Source organism: Pseudomonas sp. SMV71 (assembly GCF_052042015.1).
In the GTDB taxonomy this organism is placed as follows: domain Bacteria; phylum Pseudomonadota; class Gammaproteobacteria; order Pseudomonadales; family Pseudomonadaceae; genus Aquipseudomonas.
On the sequence record NZ_JBKGGU010000004.1, the window covers coordinates 103,304 to 128,172 of the forward strand.

The following is a 24,869-nucleotide window of genomic DNA, read 5'->3' on the forward strand; positions in this document are numbered from 1 at the left end:
GGCCACGCTCCTCAGCGGTTCTGCTCGGGATTCCACTGGCTGTAGCGCCGGCCCCGCAGGAACTGCCACAGGCCGACGCTCATGCCCGCGAGCGTCACCAGCACGAACGCCGCCAGGCGAAAGGGCCGGGGCAAACGGTGGTGCAGATCCAGCAGGCCAAGCAGCGCCATGGCGTAGCCGAGCGCCTGGGCTGCCAGGCTCAGGCGATAGAATCCCTGGTCGCCCCACAACCAGAGGTTGCTGAGCAGCAGCGGCAGCAGCAACACCGGTGCCAGACGGCGGATCAGCTTGTGGCTGATCAGGCCGATGGCGTACAGACCATGCCGCATCGGATTGAGCAGCGTCCGGCGCTGGGCCAGACTCTGCAGGCCACCGACGGTGACCCGCTGGCGGCGGCGAAACTGTTTGTCGGCCTCGTCCACGCCCTGGTCGATCACCCGGGCCTTCGGCACATAGACGATGGACTTGCCGGCGGCCGGCGCGCAGGTGCTGAGGAAGAAATCATCGTTGACCTGGGCCGGAATCGGCTCGAACAGTTCCCGGCGCAGGGCCAACAACGCGCCATCAGCCGAGACCATGCAATCGGTGCGGCTCTCCACTCGCCGCAACCAGCCCTCGTAGTGCCGATACAGGCTGTCGCCCAGGCTCAGGCCCTTGCCCGGCACGGGAATTTCCATGTGTCCGGCACAGGCGCCGACCTCCGGATCACCCAACGGAGCCAGCAAATGGCCGAGGGTGTCATGGGCCCATTGGTTGTCGGCGTCGGTAAAGACCAGGATCTCGCCGCTGCTGTGGGCCACGCCGGTATTGAGGGCTGCGGCCTTGCCCTGGCGGGGCAGGTCGAGCACGCTGATGCGCGGATCGATCACCTTGCGTGCGCAGGCCACGGTGTCGTCGCTGGAACCGTCGCTGGCGAGAATGATCTGCAGCGAGCGCGCCGGATAATCCTGGGCGAGCAAGGTGCGCAACTTGTCTTCGATGTGCCGTGCTTCGTTGTGGGCGGCGATGACGATGCTGATGTCCATCGGCAGCGCCTTGCCGTAGCGCCGGACCGGAAACAACGGTGTCAGCAGACTCAGTATCAGTGGGTAACCGAGGTAGGCGTACACCGGCAGCAACAGGCAGGCCCAATAAATGAATTCAGCCACGGGCAGGCCTCCTTGCTTTCCAATGACAAAGGCTGAGGATGAGCGCGGCGCCGGCCAGGTGCAGGCGCACCCAGTGCAGGCTCCAGAGCTGCAGGGTCAGGCACGGGTTGCGGTGCTTGTGGCTCTGGCGCAGGCTCAGAGCCAGGGCCGGCAATGTGCTGATCAACAGCAGGGTCAGGCCCAGGCGTGCCTGACCCTGGAGCAGGGCGACCAGTGCCAGACCGTCCAGGCCCCAGGCGCCAATCGACAATGCGGGAAAGCGCAACAGGCGCAGGCTCGGCCCGTGGTTGCGCAACAGCTGCCAATGACTGCCTTGGCGCCACAGTTCCTTACTCATCCACTCGCGCCAACTGCCTTCGTAGCCCCAGTGCATGGCCACGCTTTTGTTGACCTGCAACAATTGCGCACCGGCTTGGCGCAGGCGCAGGGAAAAATCTTTGTCTTCGCCGGTGCGCAGGGTTTCGTCGAAGCCTGCCACCTGATCGAACCAGGCGCGGCGCATCAGCAGGGTGTTGGTGGGTAGCCACTGCACCTGGTGCATGGGCCGTGAACCGGGGCGCTGGCTGCGCCGCTGCCAGGCTCGTGCGAACCACGGCGCTTGCCCGGGCATGTCCAAATCAAGGGCCAGCACGTCGCCCTGGTGGCCTTCCAATTCGATCAGCAGCGTGAGCCAGTCGGCCGGCATTTCCATGTCGGCGTCGATGAACGCCAGCCACTCACCACTGGCGACCGCAGCACCGCGGTTGCGCAGGGCACCGATATGCACGCCGGGCACCAGCAGCACTCGCGCGCCCAGCTCGCTGGCGATGCGCGGGCCGTGGTCGTCGGAGCCGTTGTCCACCACGATCAACTCGCATTCCAGTTGCGCCTGTCGTGCCGCTTCTTGCGCCGCCAACAGCGTCCGGGCGATATGCCGGGCTTCGTTGTACATTGGGATGACGATACTGATGCGGCTCATGAACGGGCCTCCTGCGGGGCGGACTGTTCGGCGTCGTAGCGCAATACGCTGGTCAAGGCGAGCATGATCCACAGTAACTTGTGGTTCGGCGCGCTCAAGAACATCAGGAACAGTGCCAGCGACAGGAAACTCATGCCCAGGTGCGTCAACAGGTCCGCCTGGGCCCAGTCCCGACGCTGGAGCCAGAGTTGGCGCGTGCGCACCAGGTTGTAGAGGCCCAGCCCAATCATGCCGACAAACATCAAACCGGCTGGCACGCCGATTTCGCTGAAGATTGCCAGGTAGGTGTTATGGGCCTCACGGTACAGGTCCCCACGTTTGCGATTGGCCGAGAACGCCTTGGCATAGCCGGTGGGGGCGTAGTGCTGCGGAAACGTCCCGGGGCCTGAACCGAGTATCGGCTTCTCGCGGATCATCTGGCTGCCCACCACAATGTACGAGGTGCGGCGCCCCAAGGAACCGTCCTTGTAGTCGTTGGTGCCGGAGCTGAGGATGCTCAATGACTGGATGCGTGCTATGTAGCTGGCAGGCATCAAGGCGATTGTCGCCGGGACCATGAGTGCCAGGCCGAGCATCGCGAACCCCAGGTGCCGAGGGCGTATACGTGGTAGCTGCGCCCGATAGTGATATAACCCGATCATCAGAGTGAGCAACAGCACGACCAGTCCTGAACGCGATTCGCTCTTGGTCATTCCACCCAACAACAGGATGAAAGCGCCACCCCAGAACAACCGGTGCAGCAGGCTCTGGCTGCGTATGGTCAACAACAATGCCAGCGGTACGGTAAACGCAATCAACAGCGCGAAGGCGTTCGGGTCTTCCAGCAAACCCGAGGCGCGACCCTGATCCTGGTATCTGGCTGAAAACATCGCGAGCACGCAGGTCGTGGTGACGCTCACGGTCATCAGCCGGGCGAACATCTCCAGGTTCAGCTCGCGACCGATCAACAACGTGATCACGAACAGGATCAGCCCGACTGCGAGTTCACGCAGATGCGTCAGGGAGGCCTCCATGTTTTCCGAGAGCAACAGACTCAGGCCATACAACGCCATGAAGCCGAGCAACGGCTTCCAGATGTTGCTACGCAAGCGCATCGCAGGAATCTGATGCACGGCCAACTGCAGCATCAGTATCAGGATCAGCGCCACACCGAGGAATTTGCTGCCGGACAACGCGTTGTCCTTGAACAGGCCTTCGAACGGCAGCAGCGCGGCAATGCCCAGCAAACCCCAGCCGGGCTTGCGGTACAGCATGGCGACGCCCACCAGCCCGAGCACCGCACCCGGTGCGAGAAACGGATAAGGGCTGACCAGCAAGGCCAGGCACACCAGCCCCAGCAGACTGACGATCGAGAGTGGGACAATCATGGCCGAGCCTCCCGCGCCGTGCGGATATAGAGCTGCGACCAGCGTTCGGCCAGCGTGCGCAGGTCGTAGCGGTCGCGCTGGGTGCGGCGCGCGTTGTCGGCGAGGATCCGCGCCAGGGGCGGTTCGCTGAACAGCGTTTCGATCTGGCGTGCCAGCTCCTCGCTGTCGGCCGGCGTGGCGAGCAGGCCGTTGTGACGGTCCTGCAAGACATCAGGAATGCCACCCACGCCGAACGCCACCACGGGCACGCCGGCCTGCATGGCTTCGAGCAGGATCATCGGCGTACCTTCGGTGCGTGAACTGATCACCAGTGCATCGAGGCGGCTCCACCAGGCGTTCATGTCGGTCTGATAACCGGGCAATTCGATGCGCGTGGGCAGCCCGGCGTCAGCGATGCGCTTGAGCAAGGGCTGGCGCTCCGGGCCGTCGCCGAGCATGACCGCGTGCAGCGACGCATGGCGCTGGCACAACGGGATCATCGCGTCGAGGAACAGGTCCGGGCCTTTCTCGCTGCTCAAGCGGCCGACGTAGCCGACCCGCCAGCGTTGCCCGTCGTCGCGATGAGGCAGCGGCGTCGTGACGGCCGGCAGACCATTGGGGATCACGGCGAGTTTTTCCGCGCTCACGCTGGCCAGGCGGTGCAGCGTCGCGATGCTTTCGGCCACGCATACCACGCGCTTGACCGGCGCGGTGCGGCACAGTTGCAGGCTCAACCACCTATAGAAGCGTTGCTTGGGGCTGCGTGGCGTGAAGCCGTGCTGGGTGATCACCAGCGGCAGGTGCAACAGGGTCGCCGCCGCCCAGCCGAACAACAGGCCCTTGAAGTTGTGCGTGTTGATCAGCGGGCGCTCGGCGCGCCGTTGCCGCAGATGCTGCAACAGTTCGGGCCAACTGGCGCAGGGGTGGCAGTCGATCCCGGCCTGGCGGAACCGCGTGATCAAAGTCGGCGGCGCCTCCAGGAACAGCACTTGATGCTGGCCGGGCGTCGCCAGGCAATGATCGAGCAGCATCCGCTCGGCCCCATAGAAGCCACCGCTGCCGAGCAGATGAATGATCGACAGAGGGCGGCTGCGTTGGGACGGGTTGAACGGCGCGTTCAATTTTTCACCCAATGGACAAGGCTGGGCACGCTCCAGTTGCGATGCGGATTGATCTGGTCAGGAGACTGTTCGTTGATTACCAACAGCACCGGCAGGTCCAATTGATGGCCGATTTGCGCCGGATGTTTGAAGCGATGGTCGAAGAACTCACGGACATAGACCAGGGCGATCGCCAACAGCAGGCCGGTGAACAAGCCGAACGGGATAATCAGCATCGGCTTGGGAAACGCCGCCGCGGTGGGTTCGAATGGCGGGCTCAAGACCCGGGCGTTGGACAGGTCGTTGTCCAGCGAACGAGTAGAGCTGGCTTCGGCGAACCGCTGGGCATAGGTGGAGAACGCCGCATGCAGGGCGTTGATCTCGGTGTCCATCTGCCGCAGCTTGCTCTGGGTTTCCTGAAGTTGGTGGATACGTTCCTTGAAGGCGGCGATACGTTCGACTTTCTGGTTGATCACCGAACTGACCACCGCCAGGTCGGTGGTGCGTTCCTGGATACGGTTGTTCACCACTTTGAGGAATTGCTGGCGAGTGCGCATGATCTGCTCCCGGGCCAGCAGCATCGGTTCGCTGCCGGGCTGGAAGATCGCCAGGTCGTTCATGTAGCGGCTGACCTGGCTGGTCAATTGCTCACCCATTTGCCTGATTTCCCGATCGTCGAAGGCAACGTTGTCCACGGTGGTGGTGAAGGTGAACGGGAAGGTGTAGTCGTTGAGTCGCGAGCTGTTCGCCGCCGCCAGGCTGGTCTTGAGGTAGTCCAGCCAGCGTTGGCCTTGCAGCAGACGGTCCTGGTACAGGCTCAGCGCCTGCTCCTCGGTGTTGATTGCATTCAGGCGAAAAGTGATTTCTTCCTTGGGATCGGAAGAGCCTACGCCTTCAAGCAGCGTCAGGCGGTTACCCTCCAAGCCGTCAAGGCGAGCCTGGTACTGGATTTTTTTCTGCTCGTAGAACGTCTGCGGCAACTCTATCGATTGCAGGTTCTGACGACCGGTGAGGTAGTTTTCCAGCAGTTGTGCCACGAACCGGGTGCCTTGGGCCGGGTCGCCGAAGCTGTAGACGATGGAGATGACGTTGGAGCCGGGCAAGGTCTCGATCTTCAGGTTTTCAATGGCTTGGTCAGTCAGCGTATCGAGCACGGTGTCGCGTACCGGATCGACCTCGAGCCCCAAGCCGTCGCGCAGCGGATTGATGACATACTCACGCAGGGGCTGGGTGACGTAGCGCTTGAGTGGTTCGCTTACCCACTTGTTGAGCATGCCCGGGCTTGGGGTGTACTCGCCCTGGTCGCGCAGGGTCTTGATGGTTTCGCGAATCAACGCCGGTGAGCGCAGGATGTTGGTCTCGGTTTCCATGTCCGCCAGGGACGGTGGGACGAACGTCGCGTTTTCCTGGTTCAGCGAAGTCGTGGCGTCGCCTTGGGAGAGCTTTTTCGACTGGACGATCACTTGGGCGGTGATATCGAAGCTCTGCTTGAGCATCAACGGCAGCACCAGGGCGATCACGGCAAAAATCAGGAAGACGCGCTTCATCCACTGCTTGTTGGCGAAGAAGATCCTGAAGAATTCGTGCAGATAGTTTTCCTTGGGGTTCATGATCGGTCACCTGGGTCAGTTTCTGTTGCTGCTTTTATCGTCGAGGTCGTAGCCGAGGCTGACGCCAACGCCCTGGAACAGCACCACATCGGCCAGCTGCCGGGCCATTTCACCGGCTTTGGCCAGGCCGGTCTTGGGCACGAAAAGCATGTCTTCCGGTTGCAGGTAGGCGATCTGCGAGGCGTCTCCGCTCAGGGCCTTCTCCACGTCGTAGTGGCGGGCTTCAACCTGATTGCCGTTGCGACGCATGATCACCACCGAGTCGAGCCTTGCCTTGACGTTCGTGCCCCGGGCCAGGGTCAGCGCCTCGAGAACGGAGATCGGCCGGCGGATCGGGTAGGAACCGGGTTGGGCCACTTCACCGAGCACATAGATCTCGTTACCGGCGGTGGACTTGAGCAGCACGTCCACAGTCATGTGGCCGGGCAGTTGGGCATAGCGCTCGTTGAGGAAGGTCTCAAGCTGGGTGACGGTCATCCCTTGCAACGGCACCGAGCCGATTTCCGGGAAGCTGGCGTAGCCATCCCGGCCCACGATGATTTCCCGGCTCATGCCGGTGGCCGGGTGGGTCAAGGTGTTGCGCAGGTTCGTCTCGCCGGACAGCGGGCTGGTCACCATTACGCTTAGTTGGTTGCGATTGGGCTGGAACAGCATCTTCTGGTTATAGGCACGCTGCACCTCCAGGCGCGCCTCTTCGGCGGTCAGGCCCGCCACTTTTACCGAGGTGTTGGCGCCCGGCAGTTCGATACTGCCGTCGGGCATCACCTGTTGCGTGCCGTTGAGTTGGCTGGCGGCGGTGAAGTTCAGGGCAACCTGGTCGCCCGGCTGCACGCGGTAAGCCTGGGAGGAGGTGGTGTCGATGTGAAAAATCACATCCAGCACATCCTGGGGCCGCAAGGTCTGTTCGACCTTGGGCATGTCGGTGGCCTGGGCATTGGCCGGTGGTGCCGTGAGGATCTGCACCGGCATCGAGCGGGTATCGGAAGTGCTGGAGCAACCGGCAAGCGGCAGCAACAGCAGGACAAGCATCTTGGCGTTCATCTCGTCATCCTTTTGCAGGCTTACAGGTTGTTGTAGAGCCACTTGGGCATGTAGTACTTGCGGCGGTTGAACACGCTGCCCACCACTTTCGCGCCGGCCTGGGCCAGGCGCTGGCGGGCGGCCTGCGCCACTTCCCAGCGGGTGTCCTCGCCGCGTACCACCAGCACCACGCCGTCCACCTGGGTGCTGAGCACCAGGGTGTCGCTGGCCGAATACACCGCGTCGGCGTCGATCACCACGAAGCGGTAGCGTGACGACAATTGCTTGAGCAGCGGACGCAGGCGCTCGGGGCTCAGGCGTTCGGCATTGCGCCCCAGGCGACCCTGGGGCAGCACATCGAAGGGCAGGCTGGACACTTGCACCACGCAGTCTTGCAACAGGGGCGGGGCGAGGCTGTTGAACAGCAGGTCGCTGAAGCCACGCTCCTTGTGCAACGACAGCTGCTGGCTGAGGTTGTGCGGCGACTGGCTGGCATCCACCAGCAACACGGGACCGCTGCTCATCTGCGCCAGTTGGGCAGCCAGCGCCATGGCGCTGGTGCTGGTGCCGGTGCCGGTATTGGCGGACGTCAGAAGCAAGGTCCGCAGTGAAGGGTCGAGCACGGTCGAGGTCAGGTTGCTCTCGCTCGGGCTCGCTATGGTGAGGATATTCGTCGAACCGTCCATTTAACTCGCTCCGTGGCCGCTGAATACTTTGAAGGGGGTGATCATCAGGATCTTCAAATCCAGCAACAGGCTCTGCTCGGCGATATAGCTGAGGTCCAGTTCCACGCGCTGGTCGAAGTCGATATTGCTGCGCCCGGAGATCTGCCACAGACCGGTCATGCCGGGGTAGATGCTCAGGCGCACAAGATGGTTGTCCTTGTAGCGATAGGCGTTGAACGAGGTCGGCCTCGGGCCCACCAGGCGCATGTCGCCGGTGACGACATTGATCAGGTTCGGCAGTTCGTCCAGGCTGCTGCGGCGCAGGAACCGACCGATAGGGGTGATGCGCGGGTCGTTGTCAATCTTGAAATCGATGGCATCGGCGCCGTGTTTGTTCAGATGGCGCAATGACTCTTTGAGATTTTCGGCGTCGGCGACCATGGTGCGAAACTTGTACATGCCGAACACGCGGCCGCGGTAGCCCGTGCGTTTCTGCACAAACAGCACCGGACCGGGGCTCGACAGCTTGACCAGCAAGGCCAGGCCCAGCAGCACGGGGCTGATCAGCAGCAAAATGGCCAGCGCACCCAGCGAAGCCATCACTCGGTTGGTGCGCGAGACGGTCCAGGGCCGGCCACCGTAGCGACCGGTCAGCCAGCCACGGCCTTGGCGGTGGATGGCGGCGTCCAGGCGCCGGCGGTGCTCGGGGTCTACACGCTTGTCGCGTCCGAGGGTGTCGGTGGGTAGGTCTTGCTCATGTCGGGTCATAGACTCCTCCGCTGAACTTCGGCCGCAAGCGGCGCATGGGCGACAGGCAGTGGGTAGTAATCAAGGAACCATTGGATGAAACGGCGCAGGCCTTCATCCAGCGCGATGCCTGGCGTGAATCCGGTGGCCCGGGCCAAGTCGCTGGCATCGGCGCAGGTGTTCAGTACATCGCCTGCCTGTAGAGGCAGCAGCTCGATGCGGGCGGTCCGGCCCAGGTGCTTTTCCAGCAGCGCTACGTAAGTGCGCAACGCCACCGGATGCTGTCCGCCGATGTTGTAGATCCGCCAGGGCGCCCGGCTTGTGCCGGGGCCGGGTTGTTCGTCAGCGTTCTGTGGCGTGACATGGGGCGCGTGTTCGAGCAGCCGGGCAATGCTTTCGATGATGTCGTCGATATAGGTGAAATCCCGTTGATGCTGCCCGTGGTTGAACAGCTGCAGGACCCGGTCTTCGGTAATGGCGCGGGCAAACTGGATCGGCGACATATCGGGCCGGCCCCACGGCCCGTACACCGTAAAGAAGCGCAGGCCGGTGCAGGGGATGCCGAACAGATGGCTGTAACTGTGGGCCATCAGTTCGTTGGCTTTCTTGCTTGCCGCGTACAGCGACAGCGGATGATCGACGTTGTCCTGCACTGAATAGGGCGTGCGCGAATTGGCGCCATAGACCGAGCTCGAAGAGGCGTAGACCAGGTGCCTGACCGGATAACGGCGACAGCCTTCCAGGATATTCAGGAATCCGCTGAGGTTGCTGTCGACATAAGCCCGGGGATTTTCCAGCGAATAACGTACGCCGGCCTGGGCGGCGAGGTGAATCACCACGTCCGGACGACGGGCGTGGAACAGTTCATCAATGGCTGTGGCGTTGGTCAGGTCGATCCGGGCCAGGGGGAATTCACCGACCTGGTCTTTCACCCACGCCACCCGGTCGTGCTTGAGCTGCGGGTCGTAGTAGGCGTTGAAGTTGTCCAATCCGCAGACCCGATGGCCGTCACGGATCAGCCGTAGGACGCAGTGAGCGCCGATGAACCCGGCTGCGCCGGTCACCAGGATATTCACGCCTGCGGCCCTGTGGCGTAGCCGTCCGGCATGGTATGGCGCAAGCCGATGCCGCGATACAACAGCCCGGCGGCGGCCAGGTGCTCGGGGTTGTACAGGTTGCGACCGTCGATGATTACCCGGGCGCGCAGTTTGCTGGCCAGCAGGTCGACGTCCACCACTCGGAAATTTTTCCATTCGGTGCAGATCACCAGCGCGTCGGCATCTTCCAGGGTGTCGTCGCGGGTGGCGCACAGGTTCAGATCCTTGCGATAGCCATAGAGGCGACGGCATTCGGCCATGGCTTCGGGGTCATACGCCTGGACCCGTGCGCCTTCGCGCCACAGCGCTTCCATCAGGTAACGGCTGGGCGCTTCACGCATGTCATCGGTGTTGGGTTTGAACGCCAGGCCCCAGACGGCAATCGATTTACCGGCCAGGCCGTCGGGAAATTGCTGGGCGAGTTTCTCGAACAGGATATGCCGCTGGCGGTCGTTGACATCGGTGACGCTACGCAGCAGGCGCAGCGGCATGCCGCTTTGTTCGGCGGTTTGCAGCAGGGCGCGCAGGTCCTTGGGAAAGCACGAGCCTCCGAAGCCGCAGCCGGGATAGATGAAGTGATAACCGATACGCGGGTCCGAGCCGATCCCTTTGCGCACCGCTTCGATGTCGGCCCCCAATCGTTCGGTGAGGTTGGCCAGTTCGTTCATGAAGCTGATGCGGGTGGCGAGCATGGCATTGGCGGCGTACTTGGTCAGTTCGGCGCTGCGGTTGTCCATGAACATCAGTTTTTCGTGGTTGCGGCAGAATGGCGCGTAGAGCTCGCTCATCTGGTCGCGGGCCAGCAGGTCGGCGGTGCCGATGATGATGCGGTCCGGGCGCATGCAATCGGCCAGGGCGCTGCCTTCCTTGAGAAACTCGGGGTTGGATACCACTCGCACGTTCAGTTGTTTCAGGCCCCGGCGAGCCAGCGCCTGGCGGGCACATTCGGCGACTTTGTCGGCGGTGCCCACCGGCACGGTGGACTTGATGATCAGGGTGCGGTCGCTGTCCATGAAGTCGGCGATCTGCCGGGTCACGGCCAGTACATGGCTCAGGTCGGCCGAACCGTCTTCGTCGGCAGGGGTGCCGACGGCGATGAATATCAGCCCGCCATGGTTGACCGCATCGCTGGCTTGGGAACTGAACAGCAGGCGACCGGCCTTGATGTTGTCTTCGAGCAGATCGGACAGGCCGGGTTCGCTGATCGGCGGCACGGCCTGCTGCAATTGACGGATCTTGTTCGGGTCGATGTCGATGCACAAAACCCGGTGTCCGACGTCGGCCAGCGCCGCCGCCTGGATCAGCCCCACATACCCCGTTCCAAATACGCTCACATCCATCTTCGGCACGCCTCATCAACCGGTTTATGTAACTCGGATGAAACTGTTAAGAGGGGGTATAGCGCAGCCTCAGAAAAGCGTGTCAGCAAAATGACAGTTGTCATCTTCGGTAAAATTAGACAGGACTTGGCGTTTTGACATCAAGTCCTTGACTGAATTGGAAAAAGTCCGGATTTAAAGGGTGAAAAGGCTGTTCAACAAAACGATGAACGGTATTTATCCATAGTTTTTGGCCTTTTTTATCCTAAAAGTGTGTCATTTATGGGGTAGCAGTTTTTTGACGCGATGCGCGTGCAGTGTTTTCTTGCGCTTTGAAAAGTCGCTGCTAGTGTCCAGAGACAAACCCTGTTTCCATCGCCTTGAGACCGTCGAGAAAACCATGGCCCGATACGTCAAGGAACTGCTCCTGTTGCTGTACCTGATCCGTGGCTATCACGATTACCTGGATCGTCTCGCGGCCCTGGGTGTCGGCTTCGCCACGCTGCTGTACGGTGCGATGTTCGTGGCGTTGGTGATGGCGCTGTGGATGACTGCCTACATCCGCCAGGCGCTGGTGCGGCATCTGTTCGCATTGGCGATGTTTGTCTCGGCGGTATTTTTCGAGGTCTATGGGCGGGTAACCGACAGCTACCTGACCTATAGCCAGTTCGTGTCGCTGATGTATTCCGGTGGCTTTATCCAGGAAGCGGCCTACCAGTATCGCCAGGTGATCATCAGCGCGGCGGCCGGTGGCCTGTTGTTGTTATTGGGCATCGGCCTCAAGCCGCGTCGGCGGATGGCGATACCGGCCTGGCTGCCCGTCGCCGCGCCAGTGCTCGGGGTGCTATTGCTCAGTGCCGTGCTGTTCGTGCGGGCGGGCGAGGGCGCGCGCGGGCTGCCGATCATGTACACGCCGCTGGCCTACCTGAATCTGTTCGGCTACGAGGTCTTGCACAACACGATCGGCCCTCGCGAGCCGATTGGTATCGCGCGGCTAACCTCGCCGATCAATCACGATATCGTACTGATCATCGATGAGAGCGTGGCGGGCAATTACCTGGATATCAACACTGCGGGGGGTGTGCCCACGGGGCTTGAAACGCCGCCTGACGGCGTCCATGTCTTCAATTTTGGCTATGCGGCCTCCATCGCCAATTGCAGCGCCGACACCAATGTCACCCTGCGCTACGGCGGCACCCGCGCCGACTATGTGCGCATCAACAGCACCTTGCCGTCGATCTGGCAGTACGCCAAAAAAGCCGGTTTGCGCACCGTGTACATCGACGCCCAGCGCACCGGTGGCAATCTGCAGAACCTGATGACCGATGGCGAAAAACAGGACATCGACGAGTTCGTCCAATTCGACCAGGCCCGCGTGCTCGATCGCGACATGGCCGCTGCGGCGAAGCTGATCGAGCTGCTGGGCGATGACCGGGCCGAACTGGTGGTGGTCAATAAGGTGGGGGCGCATTTTCCGGTGCACGACAAATACCCCGACGACTTCATGCGCTACCGCCCGGCTTTGCCTCGTGGGCAGTACCAGGACATTTCCGACACCGGCAATCGTGATGGCTTCAACGGTCAGATCGATGACTGGGTGCTGTACCGCAATGCTTACCGAAACACCCTGCTTTGGAATGTCGGGGAGTTTTTCAAGCGAATCTTCCAGCAGGGCAATTTGAGCAATGCCGTGGTGATCTACACCTCCGACCACGGCCAGGACTTGCACGAGCGCGGCAATCCCGGGCTCAACACCCATTGCGGTGGCTATCCGGTAGCGGAAGAGGGGCTGGTGCCGTTGGTGGTGATAGAGGGGGCGCCGTTGCACACCCTGGATTGGCAACGGGCCTGGGCACAGAACAAGGATCGCTCCAGTCACTACAATATCTTCCCGACGCTGCTGCGGTTGATGGGGTACGAACCGAGCGCGATTGAAGCGGCTTATGGCAAGGCCTTGGATCAGCCCACCAATGACGACTTCACCTTCAACTATCGCTTCAACGCCCGCCTGGGAGCGAAACCGGCGTGGAGGCATATCGATCTGGACAGCATCGTCACACCCGAACCGGCTCAGGCTGCAATGACGGCGGGGCATTGAGGGCGTTCTCAGCCACAATTCCCTGTGGGAGCGGGCTTGCTCGCGAAAGCGGTGTGTCAGCTTGCAGTGATGTTGAATGTGCTGGCCTCATCGCGAGCGGGCTCGCTCCCACAGTTTGTCCGAGGTGTTCCCGGATTTGACGTTCGGCACAGATCCCTGTGGGAGCGGGCTTGCCCGCGAAAGCGGCGGTTCAGCTTGCATGAATGTTGAGTGTGCCGGCCTCATCGCGAGCAGGCTCGCTCCCACAATGTTCCTGGGTTAACCATCAATTCCACGGCCACCCAAGATCCCCTGTGGGAGCGAGCCTGCTCGCGATAGCTTCCTGTCAGTCTGCAGTGGCTGCAAAACGGTCGCGTCATCATTTCCCGGTGGGTGCGCCGCTCAACTCCGCTATCCTGAGCCCACGTTCATCCATCGGGCCTGTCCATGCTGCAAGTGCGCGAAGTGTTCAAAAGCTACCTCACCCCCCAGGGCCCGCTACCGGTGCTGCAAGGCATCGACCTGGCGCTACCGCCCGGCAGTAGCCTGGCGTTGATGGGGGAATCCGGCAGTGGCAAGAGCACCTTGCTGCATCTGGTCGCCGGATTGGACAAGGTTGATGGCGGCAGCATCCGCAGTGGCGAGTATCGGCTGGATGCCATGAACGAAAGCCAATTGGCGAACTGGCGGCGTACGCAAATCGGCCTCGTGTTCCAGCAGTTCAACCTCATCAGCAGCTTGTCGGTGGAGGATAACCTGGCGTTCCAGGCTCGCCTGTGCGGTCGCTATGACTCGGTCTGGCAGAACCACCTGGTGAGCCGGCTCGGGCTCGGGGATCTGTTGCAACGCTATCCCGAACAACTGTCCGGCGGACAACAGCAACGGGTCGCGCTGGGGCGGGCATTGGCTTCGCGCCCGCCGCTGCTGCTGGCCGACGAACCCACCGGCAGCCTCGACGAAGCCACCAGCGATGAAGTGTTGCAACTGTTACTGGAGCTTCTGGATGGTAGCTCCACCAGCCTGTTGATGGTGACCCATAGCGCACGTGTGGCGGCGCGTCTGGCACAGCGTGTGGTGTTGCAGCGTGGGCGATTGGCGCAGGTGGTCGAAGAGTGATGATCTTTCGCCAGACCCTCAAGGCCTTGCTCAGCCACTGGCGGCAGCACCCGGTGCAGTTTTTCAGCGTATTGACCGGGCTTTGGCTCGCCACCAGTCTGCTGACCGGCGTCCAGGCTCTGAACAGTCAGGCTCGCGAGAGTTATGCCCGGGCCAGCCAACTGATTGGCGGCCAGCCCCAGGCCAGCCTCAGCGCGCCTGATGGCGGCACCTTTGCCCAGCAGTGGTTCGTCGAGCTGCGGCGCCAGGGGTGGCCGGTGTCGCCGGTGCTACAGGCCCGGGTGGTACTAAAAGGGCATGAGGGCCAGCGCTTGCAACTGATGGGCATCGACCCGGTATCGCTGCCGCCCGGTACGGCGCTGGCGGGCCAGGCGCGTGCGATGGCCGAGGTGGTGGAATTTTTCACCGACCCCGGACGCACCTGGATCGCGCCTCAGACTTTGCAGGCGTTGGGGCTGAATGAAGGTGACCGACCACAGACCGTTGACGGACAGACCCTGCCGCCGCTGCATGTCCAGCTGGACATGGCGCCGGGGCTGCTGTTGATGGACATCGGCTTTGCCCAGCAGGTGCTCGGCCTGCCGGACCGGTTATCGCGACTGCTACTGCCCGCCACGTTCAGCGCCGCGCTGCCGGAAGCGTTCAGCGGTCGGCTGCAATTCAAGCGCGCCGATGAAGAAAACAACCTGTCGCGCCTGACCGAGAGCTTCCACCTGAACCTCGACGCGCTGGGGTTTTTATCTTTTGTGGTTGGACTGTTCATCGTCCATGCGGCCATCGGCCTGGCCCTGGAGCAACGCCGCAGTCTTCTGCGAACCCTGCGCGCCTGTGGCGTCAGTGCACGGATGGTGGTCGTCAGCCTGGTGATCGAACTGGCTGCATTGGCTTTGCTGGGCGGGATCGCCGGGGTCGTCAGCGGCTATTGGCTGGCGAGCCTGCTGCTGCCTGATGTTGCGGCGAGCCTGCGTGGCTTGTACGGCGCCGAAGTGGCCGGGCACTTGAACCTCAGCCCGGCCTGGTGGTTGAGCGGTATCGGCTTGAGCCTGCTCGGCGCGTTGCTGGCCGGGGTCGACAGCCTGTTGCGGGCGGCGCGCCTGCCCTTGCTGGCGCTGGCTAACCCGCAAGCCTGGCATCTGGCTCATGGACGCTGGTTGCGACGCCAGGGCTGGGTGGCCACATTGGCGGCATTGATCGCGGTGGCGGCGTTGCTTTGGGGTGATAGCCTTGCCAGTGGTTTTGTCCTGATGACGGCCCTGTTGTTGGGCGCAGCGCTGGCCTTGCCGGTGCTGCTCAACGCTGCGCTGAACCTGTTGGCGCGGCGCGGGCGTTCAGTGCTCGGGCAATGGTTTCTCGCTGACTGCCGCCAGCAATTGCCAGCGTTGAGCCTGGCACTGATGGCGCTGCTGCTGGCGCTGGCGGCGAATATCGGCGCTGGCAGCATGACCTCCGGTTTCCGCCAGACCTTCAACAACTGGCTCGAACAACGCTTGACCGCTGAGTTGTACATCAACCCACAAACCCCGGCGCAGGCGGGTGAGCTTGGAACCTGGCTCACGCAACAACCGACTATCAGCGCCGTGTTACCCAATTGGCAAGTGTCGCTGCCGGTGCAAGGCTGGCCGACCGACCTCTACGGCATCATCGATCACCCCAACTACCGCCAGCACTGGCCGTTGCTGGAGTCCGCCGGGGACAAACCCTGGGAGCAATTGGCCGGCGCCGATACCCTGATGCTCAGCGAGCAGTTGGCCCGGCGCCTCAAGGTGAAAGTGGGCGATCAATTGACGCTGCCGACGCCCCAGGGGGCCTGGACGCCGCGCATCGTCGGGATCTACGCCGACTACGGCAATCCCAAGGGCCATGTGCTGATCAATGCCGATCACTTGCTGGCCCATTGGCCGGAACTGACCCCGAATCGCTTCAACCTGCGCATCGAGCCGTCCGCGATCCCTTCGCTGTTGGCAGCCCTGCAAAGCCGCTTCACGCTGGACGACAACCACATTGTCGACCAGGCGCGGCTCAAAGGTTGGTCAACCCAGGTCTTCGAACGCACCTTTGCCGCCACCGCCGCCCTGAACAGTCTGACCCTGGCGGTGGCCGGGGTGGCGCTGTTCATCAGCCTGCTGACCCAGAGCCAGAGTCGTCTCGGCCAGTTGGCGCCGCTTTGGGCGTTGGGCGTGACACGGCGCCAGTTGATGCTGCTCAATCTCGGGCAGACCTGGCTGCTGGCGCTGTTGACCCTGGTGCTGGCCGTGCCGCTGGGCATCGCCCTGGCCTGGTGCCTCGATGCGGTGATCAACGTGCAGGCCTTCGGCTGGCGCCTGCCGTTGCAGGTGTTCCCGCTGCAACTGGCGCAACTGTTGGCCCTGGCGATGCTTGCCACGCTGCTCGCGTCGGCATGGCCGCTGTATGCGCTATATCGCACGCAACCGGCGGATTTGCTCAGGACCTTTGCCCATGAAGATTAGAATCGGGCTGATACTGCTGGCGTTGCTCAGCGGCTGCGACAACGCCCAGGCGCCGCAAAAGGGCTTTGCCGGTCTGGGCGACCAGGCTGTCGCATTCGCGCCGGTGGTGCCGGGGCGGGTGTTCAGTTTTCCGGCTGACCATGGCGCCCATGCAGGTTTTCGCATCGAGTGGTGGTACGTCACCGCCAATCTCAAGGACACCGAAGGTCGGAAGTTCGGCGTGCAATGGACGCTGTTTCGCAGCGCCCTGAATGCCGCGCCCCAGGCCAGTGGCTGGCGCAACCAGACGATCTGGCTCGGCCACGCCGCCGTCACGTCTGCCAGCGTGCACCATGCCGCCGAACGCTATGCCCGCGGCGGGGTGGGGCAGGCCGGGGTGCAGGCTGTGCCATTCAATGCCTGGATCGATGACTGGCAGTTCGGCACACAGGCGCCAGGGACCAACCCTCTGGCGGACATGCAACTGCAGGCCCGTGACCCGCGCTTCAGTTACGAGTTGCGGCTCACCTCGACCCGGCCGCTGGTGTTGCAGGGCGATAACGGCTTCAGCCAGAAATCCGCTGCCGGCCAGGCGTCGTATTACTACAGTCAGCCGTTCTTCCAGGCCAGCGGCCAACTGGAGATCGACGGCCAGCGCTATCAGGTCAGCGGCCCGGCCTGGCTTGACCGGGAGTGGAGCAGCCAGCCCCTTACAGCCAACCAGACCGGATGGGACTGGTTCTCCCTGCACCTGGACAATGGCGAGCATGTGATGCTTTATCGCATGCGCCACAAGGACGGTGCGCCGTACCTCACCGGCACTTGGATCGATGCCCAGGGCCAGACCCAGACTCTGCATGTCGGGGACATAGACCTCGTGCCGCTGGACCGCGCCAAGGTCGCCGGGCGTTCGATGCCGGTGCGCTGGTCGATCAAAATTCCCGGCAAGCAGCTCGACATCACCACCCAGGCCCTGAACCCCGACGCCTGGATGGACCTGCGCATTCCGTATTGGGAGGGGCCGGTGCAGCTGCAAGGCAGCCACGGCGGCAATGGCTATCTGGAAATGACCGGCTACTGAGATCCGCCGGAACTCCCCCCCAACCTCGACCCTCATAGCTTATGAATGCCTCGCAGGAGCCCGTGATGAGCGATGACCTCAAACTTCCGTCCCTGGCCGACTGGCAGCGACTGTTCGATGACCAGGCGTACTGGCAGCAGTCCCCGGACGCTCATTTCACCGAATTGATGCGGGTGGCGGATGACCTGTTCGGCCAGGGCGCCATCGACCTGACGCAGTGGCAGGAGCTCAAGACCAAGGCCGAGCAACTGCACCAGCGCTCCCCGGATGCCAACGTTGCTGAAGAAGTCGCCGACCCCGATGCCTGATCCCCAGGCGCGAACGATCCAAGGAGCTTGCTATGAAGCGCCATCCCGATCAAACCGATCAAACCCAGCAAAACCCCGACGAACCGGCAATGCCCGGCGAAGTGGAGCGTGACAACGACGCCCTGCGCCCGAACGATCCGGCAAAGCGTAAGCAACAAGGCGATCCTGAGGCAGGGGAAACCGATGCGCAGAAGACCGGGCGGAATGACTGACTTCCCGATATTGTCAGTTATTAAACGAGTTTTTTAATAATTGGTTAATCCTGCTGTGAAGTATTGTGCTGCCTGCTGAGAACTTTCTGTCCTTGCTGGTTGATTTTGTATAGCTGTTTGTACAGTTATTTACAGATGAAACGGGCCACATACAATTCTGTGGCGAGGGAGCTTGCTCCCGCTGGACTGCGCAGCAGGCCCTCAAAGCAGCGCCCACTGCGTGGCAGAGCGGGAGCATCCCTGGCCACAGTAAGCGCTGCCCATCAAATGTAACTGCACGGACGGATGAGTGTTTTCATTTGGTCGATAATTACGACTAAAGATAAACAAATATTTAAACGGGACGGCGGACGCCGTCCGAAAGTTCCACTATTATTGTGCCCGTTCGCCCAGTGTTGGCTCTTTACCAGTGCATGGAATGCCGAGGCCGTTGCACTGGGCGAACACCATCCGTTTGAGTTCTTCTGATTTAAACCGATTGGGCATCGACCAGCAGGGTTGGTCGATGCGTGCGTCGCCGTGTCGGCATCAAGCGGCGGGTGCCGCACCCCAACTGTCGGTATTCGACGTACTGCTGCCGATGTGAGTCCAATCGATTTGGCGGTACGAGAAATGCACCTCTTGCATGTGGGTCAGATGCGCGTTGGCCGGATCTTGGCAGTGGAGCATGTAGTCCTTGATCTCGACGATCGACACGTCCATTAAGGTAGTGGTGTAGTAATGCTCCTCCTTGCCCTCGCTGGACGTTCGGTACCAGCGGAGTTCAACTTTCTTCAGGAGCTGGCGGCTGCTCAGGAATCCCTGCAGCAAAGGCGAGGTCCTGTCGAATATCTTGGTGACCACCAGAGGATGGTGGAGGCGCTGGCCAGCTACCTGACCGGACTGGGGGGAATATGGGACCGTTATGCGATGCTCGATAGCCTGTACCATCACCTCATCTGTGTGACCGGGTTGATACAGATTGCCTACCGACTTGGGGGTGGACGCGTCTGCGGTGACCAATTCGTCGTTCGGGCCAATAATGGACATGTATGCGGGGATAGCCAATGGACGCTCCTTCCTGGATAACGAAGACCTCGAGGACGTGAATCGTCCCGAGGGGCCAGACGGGTTATCAAGAGCTGTGCCATGTTTGAAAAAGTCTTACGGATCAATGCTTTGAGTATTCATCCTGCACAAGTACACGCTGCGCAGGCAAAAAAATGCATCAAGCCTTGCCCAGCCCAACGCAACTTCCTGCCGTCCCCGTCTTACCGCCTTTTGCTATACGCCCAACGTCGCCAGGCATTCATCGATGGAACGCTGTTGCGTCTCGGCGTACAACCCCAGCTCATCGATCGTCGCGCGTCCCAGGGCCTTTTCGAAAGCCTGGCGGTTGGACTGCCCGGCATAGTGATTCTGGGCCGCATCGCCGAGGTTGGACTGGAAAATCCCCGCCGCACTGACCGGCAAGAAGTCTTCGTACACCAGAGGCTCGGCGCGCAGGTATCGTTGTTCCAGCAGCTGTTCGAGCGTCGTGCCTTGGTCGAAGGAGTCCTTGGCGGCGAGGCCTTCGGGCGTCACGAAATAACGGAAGTAGGCCAAAGCTTGCCGACGCAATTCATCCTGAGTATCCGGGAAGGCGACGAAGTGCTCGACCATCAGCGTGTTATAGCGCTCGGTATTGGCTTCGTTGGGAAACGCTCCCAGCGCATCACGTGCCGCATTCAGCAATTGATCATAGAGTGCTCGCCCCTTTGGCGTGAGGGCGGCGCCGCGTTGTTCGATTTCGCCGAAGCGGGCGCTGTGGCTGCCTTGGGACTGCGGCTGATCAGTGAAGGCGACGGGCTCGTCCAAGGCTTTGAAGCTGGTCTGGCGTAACAGGATCGGGCACTGGCGGCGCGGCGGGCCCTCGATCACGGCTTTGGGGGTAATACCCTGCACCGGCATCTGAGCCTGGACGATGTCGATGTCCAGGGTGCGCGGCGTCAGGTGATTGATGTGCGGGCCCTTGAATGCCACCACATCGGCGATCAGACGATGTTGGGCACTCAACTGCCGGTACTGCTCTGCGGTAACGGTGGCGCTGTGGTGCCAGCGAAAGGTCTCCAAGGCTTGCAGGACAAAGTCTTCGGACTGCGTCTGCGTCAGGCCGCCCTGGCGTTCGGCAAGGTCGATGAGCGTCAGGGCGCGGGAGGTGAAGATCTGTCGTTTGTCCAGGACCGACTCGGCGAAGGCCCGAAGGTCGGCGTTCTCGATCAACTCCAGGCGCAGTAGCGAGGTAAACACCCGGAACGGGCTGACTTGCAGCGCGCTTTCATGCACAGCCCTGAACGCAGTGGAGTGCACCGGCACCCCGGCCGGCGTAAGGTCGTAATAGCCCACCGGCTGCATGCCCATGACCGCGAACAACCGCCCCAGCGTTGCCAGCTCTGCCGCCGTGCCGACGCGGATCGCGCCATGGCGCTCAAGGTCCAGGCGCTCCAGTTCACCGGTATTGCGCAAGTGCGCGGCCAGCGCCGGGTCTCGCGCCAGCACTTGGGCGTTGGTCTGTTCCACCAGTTGCATCAGCGCGCCGTACAGCGGCACCTCGTCGCGGTACATGTCGGACATCGCTCGGGAGAAGCGTTGGCGGATCAGGTCGGGACTGACGAAACTCATGCTGTGAATTCCTGGCGCGGGCTGTGGGAAGTGCCGGGAAAGATCGCAGTCTTCATGAGTCCCGACAAACGAAGAATCTTCAGGACTTCATTCTGCCAGGGACTGATCCACCAGCTCTATCCAGTGCCGCACGGGCGTGCGACCGGCGCTGTCGAGGTGGTTCTGGCAGCCGACGTTGGCCGTGACGATCAGCTCCGGCTGGCCGCTTTCCAGGGCATTGAGGCGGTTGTCGCGCAACTGTTTCGCCAGAACCGGCTGGGTCAGCGAGTAGGTGCCGGCCGAGCCGCAGCACAAGTGACCGTCGGGCACGTCGGTGAGGTTGAAGCCCAGGCGCGTCAGTAATGCCTCGATGTGGCCGCCGAGTTTCTGGGCGTGCTGCAAAGTGCAGGGGCAATGGACGGCGATGCGCTGGTTCCTGGCCGCGCAGATCTGTTCCAGCGGTTCCTCGCCGAGCACTTGCACTAGGTCCAGCGCCTGCTCGCTGACCTGTCTGGCTTTAACGGCATAGGCTGGATCATGTGCCAGCAGGTGTCCGTAGTCCTTGATGAAGGCGCCACAGCCGCTGGCGGTCTGGACAATGGCTTCGGCGCCCTTTTCCAGGTGTGGCCACCAGGCGTCGATGTTGTGTCGGGCGCGATCCAGGCCGGCTCCCTGGGCGTCGAGGTGATAATCCAGGGCGCCGCAGCAGCCTGCATCAGGGGTGGCGATGACACTGATGCCGAGGCGGTCCAGGACCCGTGCGGCCGCCGCATTGGTATTGGGAGAGAGCCCTGGTTGCACGCAGCCTTCGAGCATCAACACCCGGCGGGCATGACGCACCGGCGGGCGCTCGCCCTGGAGCGCCGCGGGGCGCGGCAGCTTGCCAGTGAAGCTCGTCGGCAGCAGCGGACGGAACACGGCGCCAAGGCGCAGCAGGGCTTTGAAGCGTTCGGGACTGGCGGCCAGGCTGCGCAAGCCCAGGCGCAACACACGCTGGCCGGCCGGGCGCGGAACGGCTCGGTCCACCAGCGCCCGTCCGATGTCCAGCAGGTTGTGGTAATCCACGCCGGACGGGCAGGTGGTTTCGCAGTTACGACAGGACAGGCAGCGATCCAGATGCAGTTGGGTGCTGGCCGTGGCGGGTTGGCCTTCGAGCACCTGTTTGATCAGGTAGATGCGTCCGCGTGGGCCGTCCAGCTCGTCGCCCAGTAATTGATAGGTGGGGCAGGTGGCATTGCAGAAGCCGCAATGCACGCAACTGCGCAGGATCCGTTCGGCTTCTTCGGCGCGGGGCAGGCGTTTGGCGTCGTCGCTGAAACGGGTTTGCATACCATAGCTCCCTATAGCTGCGGGTACATCCGACCGGGGTTGAACAGCCCCAGCGGATCCAGTCGGGCCTTGAGCTGACGGTGATAACGCAGCAACGCCGGGGCCAGCGGCTGAAACGGTGTCTCGCTGACGCCATGACTGTAGCAGGTGGCATGGCCGCCCAGCTCAAGGGCCAGGGCTTGCACCGTAGTTGCATCGGTTTTCAACCAGCGTTGGGCGCCGCCCCAGTCGATCAATTGCGCGCCGGGCAAGGTGAGCGGGCCGGTAGTGCCGGGCAGCGACAGGCGCCACAGCGGCAGGCGCTCGTCGAAGAACGCCAGGCGATGTTCGTTCAGGTCCGCCCAATAGGCGTCGTCGACCACTTCACCACCGAACCGCTGGTGCGCGGCGCTCACGGATCCTTCGCCGCCTTCCAGGCGCAGACGCAAACAGCCGCCGTCATGGCTGGCTGCGCTGATGGGCAGGGGTTGCCGGCCCCACTCGGCGAGTTTCTCCAATGCCTGGCTGGCGTCCATTTCCAGACGAATGCTCAGGCTGTGGCGCGGCTTGGGCAACACTTTCAACGAGACTTCGGTGATCAACCCCAGGCAACCGAAACTGCCGCTCAGCAGGCGCGACAGGTCATAGCCGGCGACGTTTTTCATCACCTCGCCGCCGAACCGCAGGAGCGTACCGTGGCCACTGATCAGACGGCAGCCCAACACGAAGTCGCGCACCGAACCGGCCCAGGGCCGACGCGGCCCGGATAACCCGGTGGCCACCATACCCCCAACGGTGGCGTTACCGTCGAACGTCGGCGGCTCGCACGGCAGCCGTTGCCCGGTTGCATCCAGGGCGGCCAACAGCGTGCGCAGTGGAGTACCGGCTCGGGCGGTGATCACCAGTTCAGTGGGATCGTAATGGACGATGCCGCAATGAATGCGGGTGTCCAGCACTTCGCCGGCCACTTCGCGTCCCAGGAATGCCTTGCTGTTGCCACCCTGGATACGCAGCGGCGTGGCATCGGCCCGGGCTCGGTTGACCTGGTCCAGCAACAACTCGCTGGCGTCGCCGTCTGCTGCGCCGATCATCAGAAACGCTCCAGCTCGGGAAACGGCAGTTGCCCGTCATGGATATGCATGGCGCCGAACTCCGCGCAGCGGTGCAGGGTCGGGATATTCTTGCCTGGGTTGAGCAAACCCTGGGGGTCGAACGCGGCTTTTACCGCGTGGAACAGCTGCAGCTCGTCGCTGTTGAACTGGGCGCACATCTGATTGATTTTCTCCCGGCCGACACCGTGCTCGCCGGTGATGCTGCCGCCGACCTGCACGCACAGTTCAAGGATTTTCCCCCCCAGGGTTTCGGCACGTTCCAGTTCGCCGGGCTGATTGGCATCGAACAGGATCAACGGGTGCATGTTGCCGTCGCCGGCGTGGAACACGTTGGCGACCCGCAGCCCATGCTCGGCTCCGAGGCTGGCGATGCGTTGCAGTACTTCGGGCAAGGCGCGGCGGGGAATGGTGCCGTCCATGCAGTAGTAGTCCGGCGCCAGGCGACCCACCGCCGGAAACGCATTCTTGCGCCCTGCCCAGAACCGAAGGCGCTCGGCCTCGTCCCGCGCCTGACGCACCTCGGTGGCCCCTGCTTGTTGAAGGAGCTGGTCGACGCGTTGGCAATCGTCGTGGACGTCGGATTCGACGCCGTCCAGCTCGCACAACAGGATCGCCTCGGCTTCCACCGGATAGCCGGCATGGATGAAGTCTTCGGCGGCGCGGATCGCCAGGTTGTCCATCATCTCCAGGCCGCCGGGGATGATGCCGGCCGCAATGATATCGGCCACTGCCCGACCGGCCTTTTCCACCGAATCGAAACTGGCCAGCAGCACCTTGGCGACCTGGGGTCGGGGCAGCAGTTTTACTGTCACTTCGGTGATGATCCCCAGCAAACCTTCGGAGCCGGTAAACAGCGCCAGCAGATCCAGGCCCGCAGCGTCGAGGGCTTCGCTGCCCAAGGTCAGGCGCTCACCTTCGATGGTGAGGATTTCCAGCTTCAGCAGGTTATGCACGGTCAGGCCGTACTTGAGGCAATGCACGCCGCCGGCGTTTTCCGCGACGTTGCCGCCGATGGAACAAGCGATCTGTGACGAAGGATCCGGCGCGTAGTACAGCCCGAACGGCGCCGCGGCCTGGGAGATTGCCAGGTTGCGCACTCCCGGTTGCAGGCGTGCGGTGCGTGCCTGCGGGTCGATGTGCAGGATTTGATTGAAGCGCGCCATCACCAGCAGCACACCGCTTTCCAGGGGCAGGACGCCGCCGGACAAACCGGTCCCGGCGCCCCTGGCCACCACCGGTACGTTGGATTCATGGCACAGCTTGAGCAGGGCCTGCACCTGTTCGACCCGCCGCGGCAAGACCACCAGCATCGGCGTGGTGCGGTAGGCCGACAGCCCGTCGCATTCGTAGGGCTTGAGGTCTTCCTGGCGATGGAGGATTTCCAGGTCCGGTATGTGAGTCTGCAAAGCTTGGAGCAGGGTTTGTTTGTCGACCTTTGGCAACGGGCCGTCGAGGTGCTCGTCGTAGAGAATGTTCATGGATGTGTTCCTGAGCAAGTGACCTGTGGCGAGGGAGCTTGCTCCCGCTGGGACGGCCCGGCGCCTCGGGCGAAGCATCCCCGGAAAAGGGCCGCTGCGCG

General features: G+C 62.5%; 21 protein-coding genes. 6 read left to right on the plus strand and 15 right to left on the minus strand.

All coding sequences use genetic code 11. The annotated features are described in order from the left end of the window. Nucleotides 1-11 precede the first annotated feature (11 nt). Genes ACLEJQ_RS05080 through ACLEJQ_RS05125 form a run of 10 tightly spaced genes read right to left on the minus strand, consistent with a single transcriptional unit; the run spans nucleotide 12 to nucleotide 11,031 of the window. Nucleotides 12-1,148 carry a glycosyltransferase family 2 protein gene (locus ACLEJQ_RS05080; RefSeq protein ID WP_440792768.1) on the minus strand — a complete coding sequence of 379 codons (1,137 nt, stop codon included), beginning with the start codon at nucleotides 1,146-1,148 and terminating at the stop codon, nucleotides 12-14. Next, entirely contained in the window at nucleotides 1,141-2,106 is a 966-nt protein-coding gene (locus ACLEJQ_RS05085) for a glycosyltransferase family 2 protein (protein ID WP_440792770.1), read from the minus strand. The genes ACLEJQ_RS05080 and ACLEJQ_RS05085 overlap by 8 nt, the downstream gene beginning before the upstream one ends. Then, complete coding sequence (locus ACLEJQ_RS05090; protein ID WP_440792772.1) at nucleotides 2,103-3,473, minus strand: O-antigen ligase family protein; 1,371 nt, start codon at nucleotides 3,471-3,473, stop codon at nucleotides 2,103-2,105. The genes ACLEJQ_RS05085 and ACLEJQ_RS05090 overlap by 4 nt, the downstream gene beginning before the upstream one ends. Next, nucleotides 3,470-4,573, minus strand: a complete 1,104-nt coding sequence (locus tag ACLEJQ_RS05095; RefSeq protein ID WP_440792774.1) for a glycosyltransferase family 4 protein — start codon at nucleotides 4,571-4,573, stop codon at nucleotides 3,470-3,472. Before ACLEJQ_RS05095 ends, ACLEJQ_RS05090 begins: the two co-directional genes overlap by 4 nt. Then, nucleotides 4,570-6,162 (minus strand): GumC family protein, encoded by a 1,593-nt coding sequence (locus ACLEJQ_RS05100; protein WP_440792776.1) that lies wholly within the window; start codon nucleotides 6,160-6,162, stop codon nucleotides 4,570-4,572. The genes ACLEJQ_RS05095 and ACLEJQ_RS05100 overlap by 4 nt, the downstream gene beginning before the upstream one ends. Before the next feature lie 15 nt (nucleotides 6,163-6,177). Next, entirely contained in the window at nucleotides 6,178-7,203 is a 1,026-nt protein-coding gene (locus tag ACLEJQ_RS05105) for a polysaccharide biosynthesis/export family protein (protein ID WP_440792778.1), read from the minus strand. A gap of 20 nt (nucleotides 7,204-7,223) precedes the next feature. Continuing rightward, entirely contained in the window at nucleotides 7,224-7,868 is a 645-nt protein-coding gene (locus ACLEJQ_RS05110) for a CpsD/CapB family tyrosine-protein kinase (RefSeq protein WP_440792779.1), read from the minus strand. Then, nucleotides 7,869-8,615: a sugar transferase gene (locus ACLEJQ_RS05115; RefSeq protein ID WP_440792781.1), complete on the minus strand. Its 747-nt coding sequence runs from the start codon at nucleotides 8,613-8,615 to the stop codon at nucleotides 7,869-7,871. Next, a complete protein-coding gene (locus ACLEJQ_RS05120; protein WP_440792783.1) occupies nucleotides 8,612-9,670 on the minus strand; it encodes an NAD-dependent epimerase in 1,059 nt (352 codons plus the stop codon). Before ACLEJQ_RS05120 ends, ACLEJQ_RS05115 begins: the two co-directional genes overlap by 4 nt. After that, the gene (locus ACLEJQ_RS05125; RefSeq protein ID WP_440792784.1) at nucleotides 9,667-11,031 is read right to left on the minus strand and encodes a UDP-glucose dehydrogenase family protein; all 1,365 of its coding nucleotides are present in this window, start codon (nucleotides 11,029-11,031) and stop codon (nucleotides 9,667-9,669) included. The genes ACLEJQ_RS05120 and ACLEJQ_RS05125 overlap by 4 nt, the downstream gene beginning before the upstream one ends. 379 nt (nucleotides 11,032-11,410) lie before the next feature. Between ACLEJQ_RS05125 and ACLEJQ_RS05130 the strand changes: the two genes are divergently transcribed. The 6 genes from ACLEJQ_RS05130 (at nucleotide 11,411) to ACLEJQ_RS05155 (ending at nucleotide 18,251) form a co-directional block, all read left to right on the plus strand. After that, entirely contained in the window at nucleotides 11,411-13,108 is a 1,698-nt protein-coding gene (locus ACLEJQ_RS05130) for a sulfatase-like hydrolase/transferase (protein WP_440792786.1), read from the plus strand. 426 nt (nucleotides 13,109-13,534) lie between these two features. Further along, nucleotides 13,535-14,203 carry an ABC transporter ATP-binding protein gene (locus ACLEJQ_RS05135; RefSeq protein WP_440792788.1) on the plus strand — a complete coding sequence of 223 codons (669 nt, stop codon included), beginning with the start codon at nucleotides 13,535-13,537 and terminating at the stop codon, nucleotides 14,201-14,203. Then, nucleotides 14,203-16,671, plus strand: a complete 2,469-nt coding sequence (locus ACLEJQ_RS05140; RefSeq protein ID WP_440793079.1) for an ABC transporter permease — start codon at nucleotides 14,203-14,205, stop codon at nucleotides 16,669-16,671. Before ACLEJQ_RS05135 ends, ACLEJQ_RS05140 begins: the two co-directional genes overlap by 1 nt. Further along, nucleotides 16,661-17,731, plus strand: coding sequence for a lipocalin-like domain-containing protein (locus ACLEJQ_RS05145; RefSeq protein WP_440792790.1), 1,071 nt, complete (start codon nucleotides 16,661-16,663; stop codon nucleotides 17,729-17,731). The genes ACLEJQ_RS05140 and ACLEJQ_RS05145 overlap by 11 nt, the downstream gene beginning before the upstream one ends. A 65-nt stretch (nucleotides 17,732-17,796) precedes the next feature. Further along, the gene (locus ACLEJQ_RS05150; protein ID WP_440792791.1) at nucleotides 17,797-18,039 is read left to right on the plus strand and encodes a hypothetical protein; all 243 of its coding nucleotides are present in this window, start codon (nucleotides 17,797-17,799) and stop codon (nucleotides 18,037-18,039) included. A gap of 32 nt (nucleotides 18,040-18,071) precedes the next feature. Continuing rightward, a complete protein-coding gene (locus tag ACLEJQ_RS05155) occupies nucleotides 18,072-18,251 on the plus strand; it encodes a hypothetical protein (RefSeq protein ID WP_440792793.1) in 180 nt (59 codons plus the stop codon). Between the two features lie 528 nt (nucleotides 18,252-18,779). On the opposite strand, the gene ACLEJQ_RS05160 is transcribed toward ACLEJQ_RS05155, so the two are convergent. The 5 genes from ACLEJQ_RS05160 to glcD all read right to left on the minus strand — a co-directional run bounded on the left by ACLEJQ_RS05160 (nucleotide 18,780) and on the right by glcD (nucleotide 24,768). Continuing rightward, the gene (locus ACLEJQ_RS05160) at nucleotides 18,780-19,298 is read right to left on the minus strand and encodes an Hcp family type VI secretion system effector (protein ID WP_440792795.1); all 519 of its coding nucleotides are present in this window, start codon (nucleotides 19,296-19,298) and stop codon (nucleotides 18,780-18,782) included. A 216-nt stretch (nucleotides 19,299-19,514) separates the two neighbouring features. Next, nucleotides 19,515-20,891 (minus strand): 2-oxoadipate dioxygenase/decarboxylase HglS, encoded by a 1,377-nt coding sequence (gene hglS / locus ACLEJQ_RS05165; protein ID WP_440792797.1) that lies wholly within the window; start codon nucleotides 20,889-20,891, stop codon nucleotides 19,515-19,517. Between the two features lie 87 nt (nucleotides 20,892-20,978). Then, complete coding sequence (gene glcF / locus ACLEJQ_RS05170) at nucleotides 20,979-22,199, minus strand: glycolate oxidase subunit GlcF (protein WP_440792799.1); 1,221 nt, start codon at nucleotides 22,197-22,199, stop codon at nucleotides 20,979-20,981. Nucleotides 22,200-22,210: 11 nt separating this feature from the next. Further along, nucleotides 22,211-23,269 (minus strand): glycolate oxidase subunit GlcE, encoded by a 1,059-nt coding sequence (gene glcE / locus ACLEJQ_RS05175; protein ID WP_440792801.1) that lies wholly within the window; start codon nucleotides 23,267-23,269, stop codon nucleotides 22,211-22,213. Next, nucleotides 23,269-24,768: a glycolate oxidase subunit GlcD gene (gene glcD / locus ACLEJQ_RS05180; protein ID WP_440792803.1), complete on the minus strand. Its 1,500-nt coding sequence runs from the start codon at nucleotides 24,766-24,768 to the stop codon at nucleotides 23,269-23,271. The genes glcE and glcD overlap by 1 nt, the downstream gene beginning before the upstream one ends. Nucleotides 24,769-24,869: the final 101 nt, after the last annotated feature.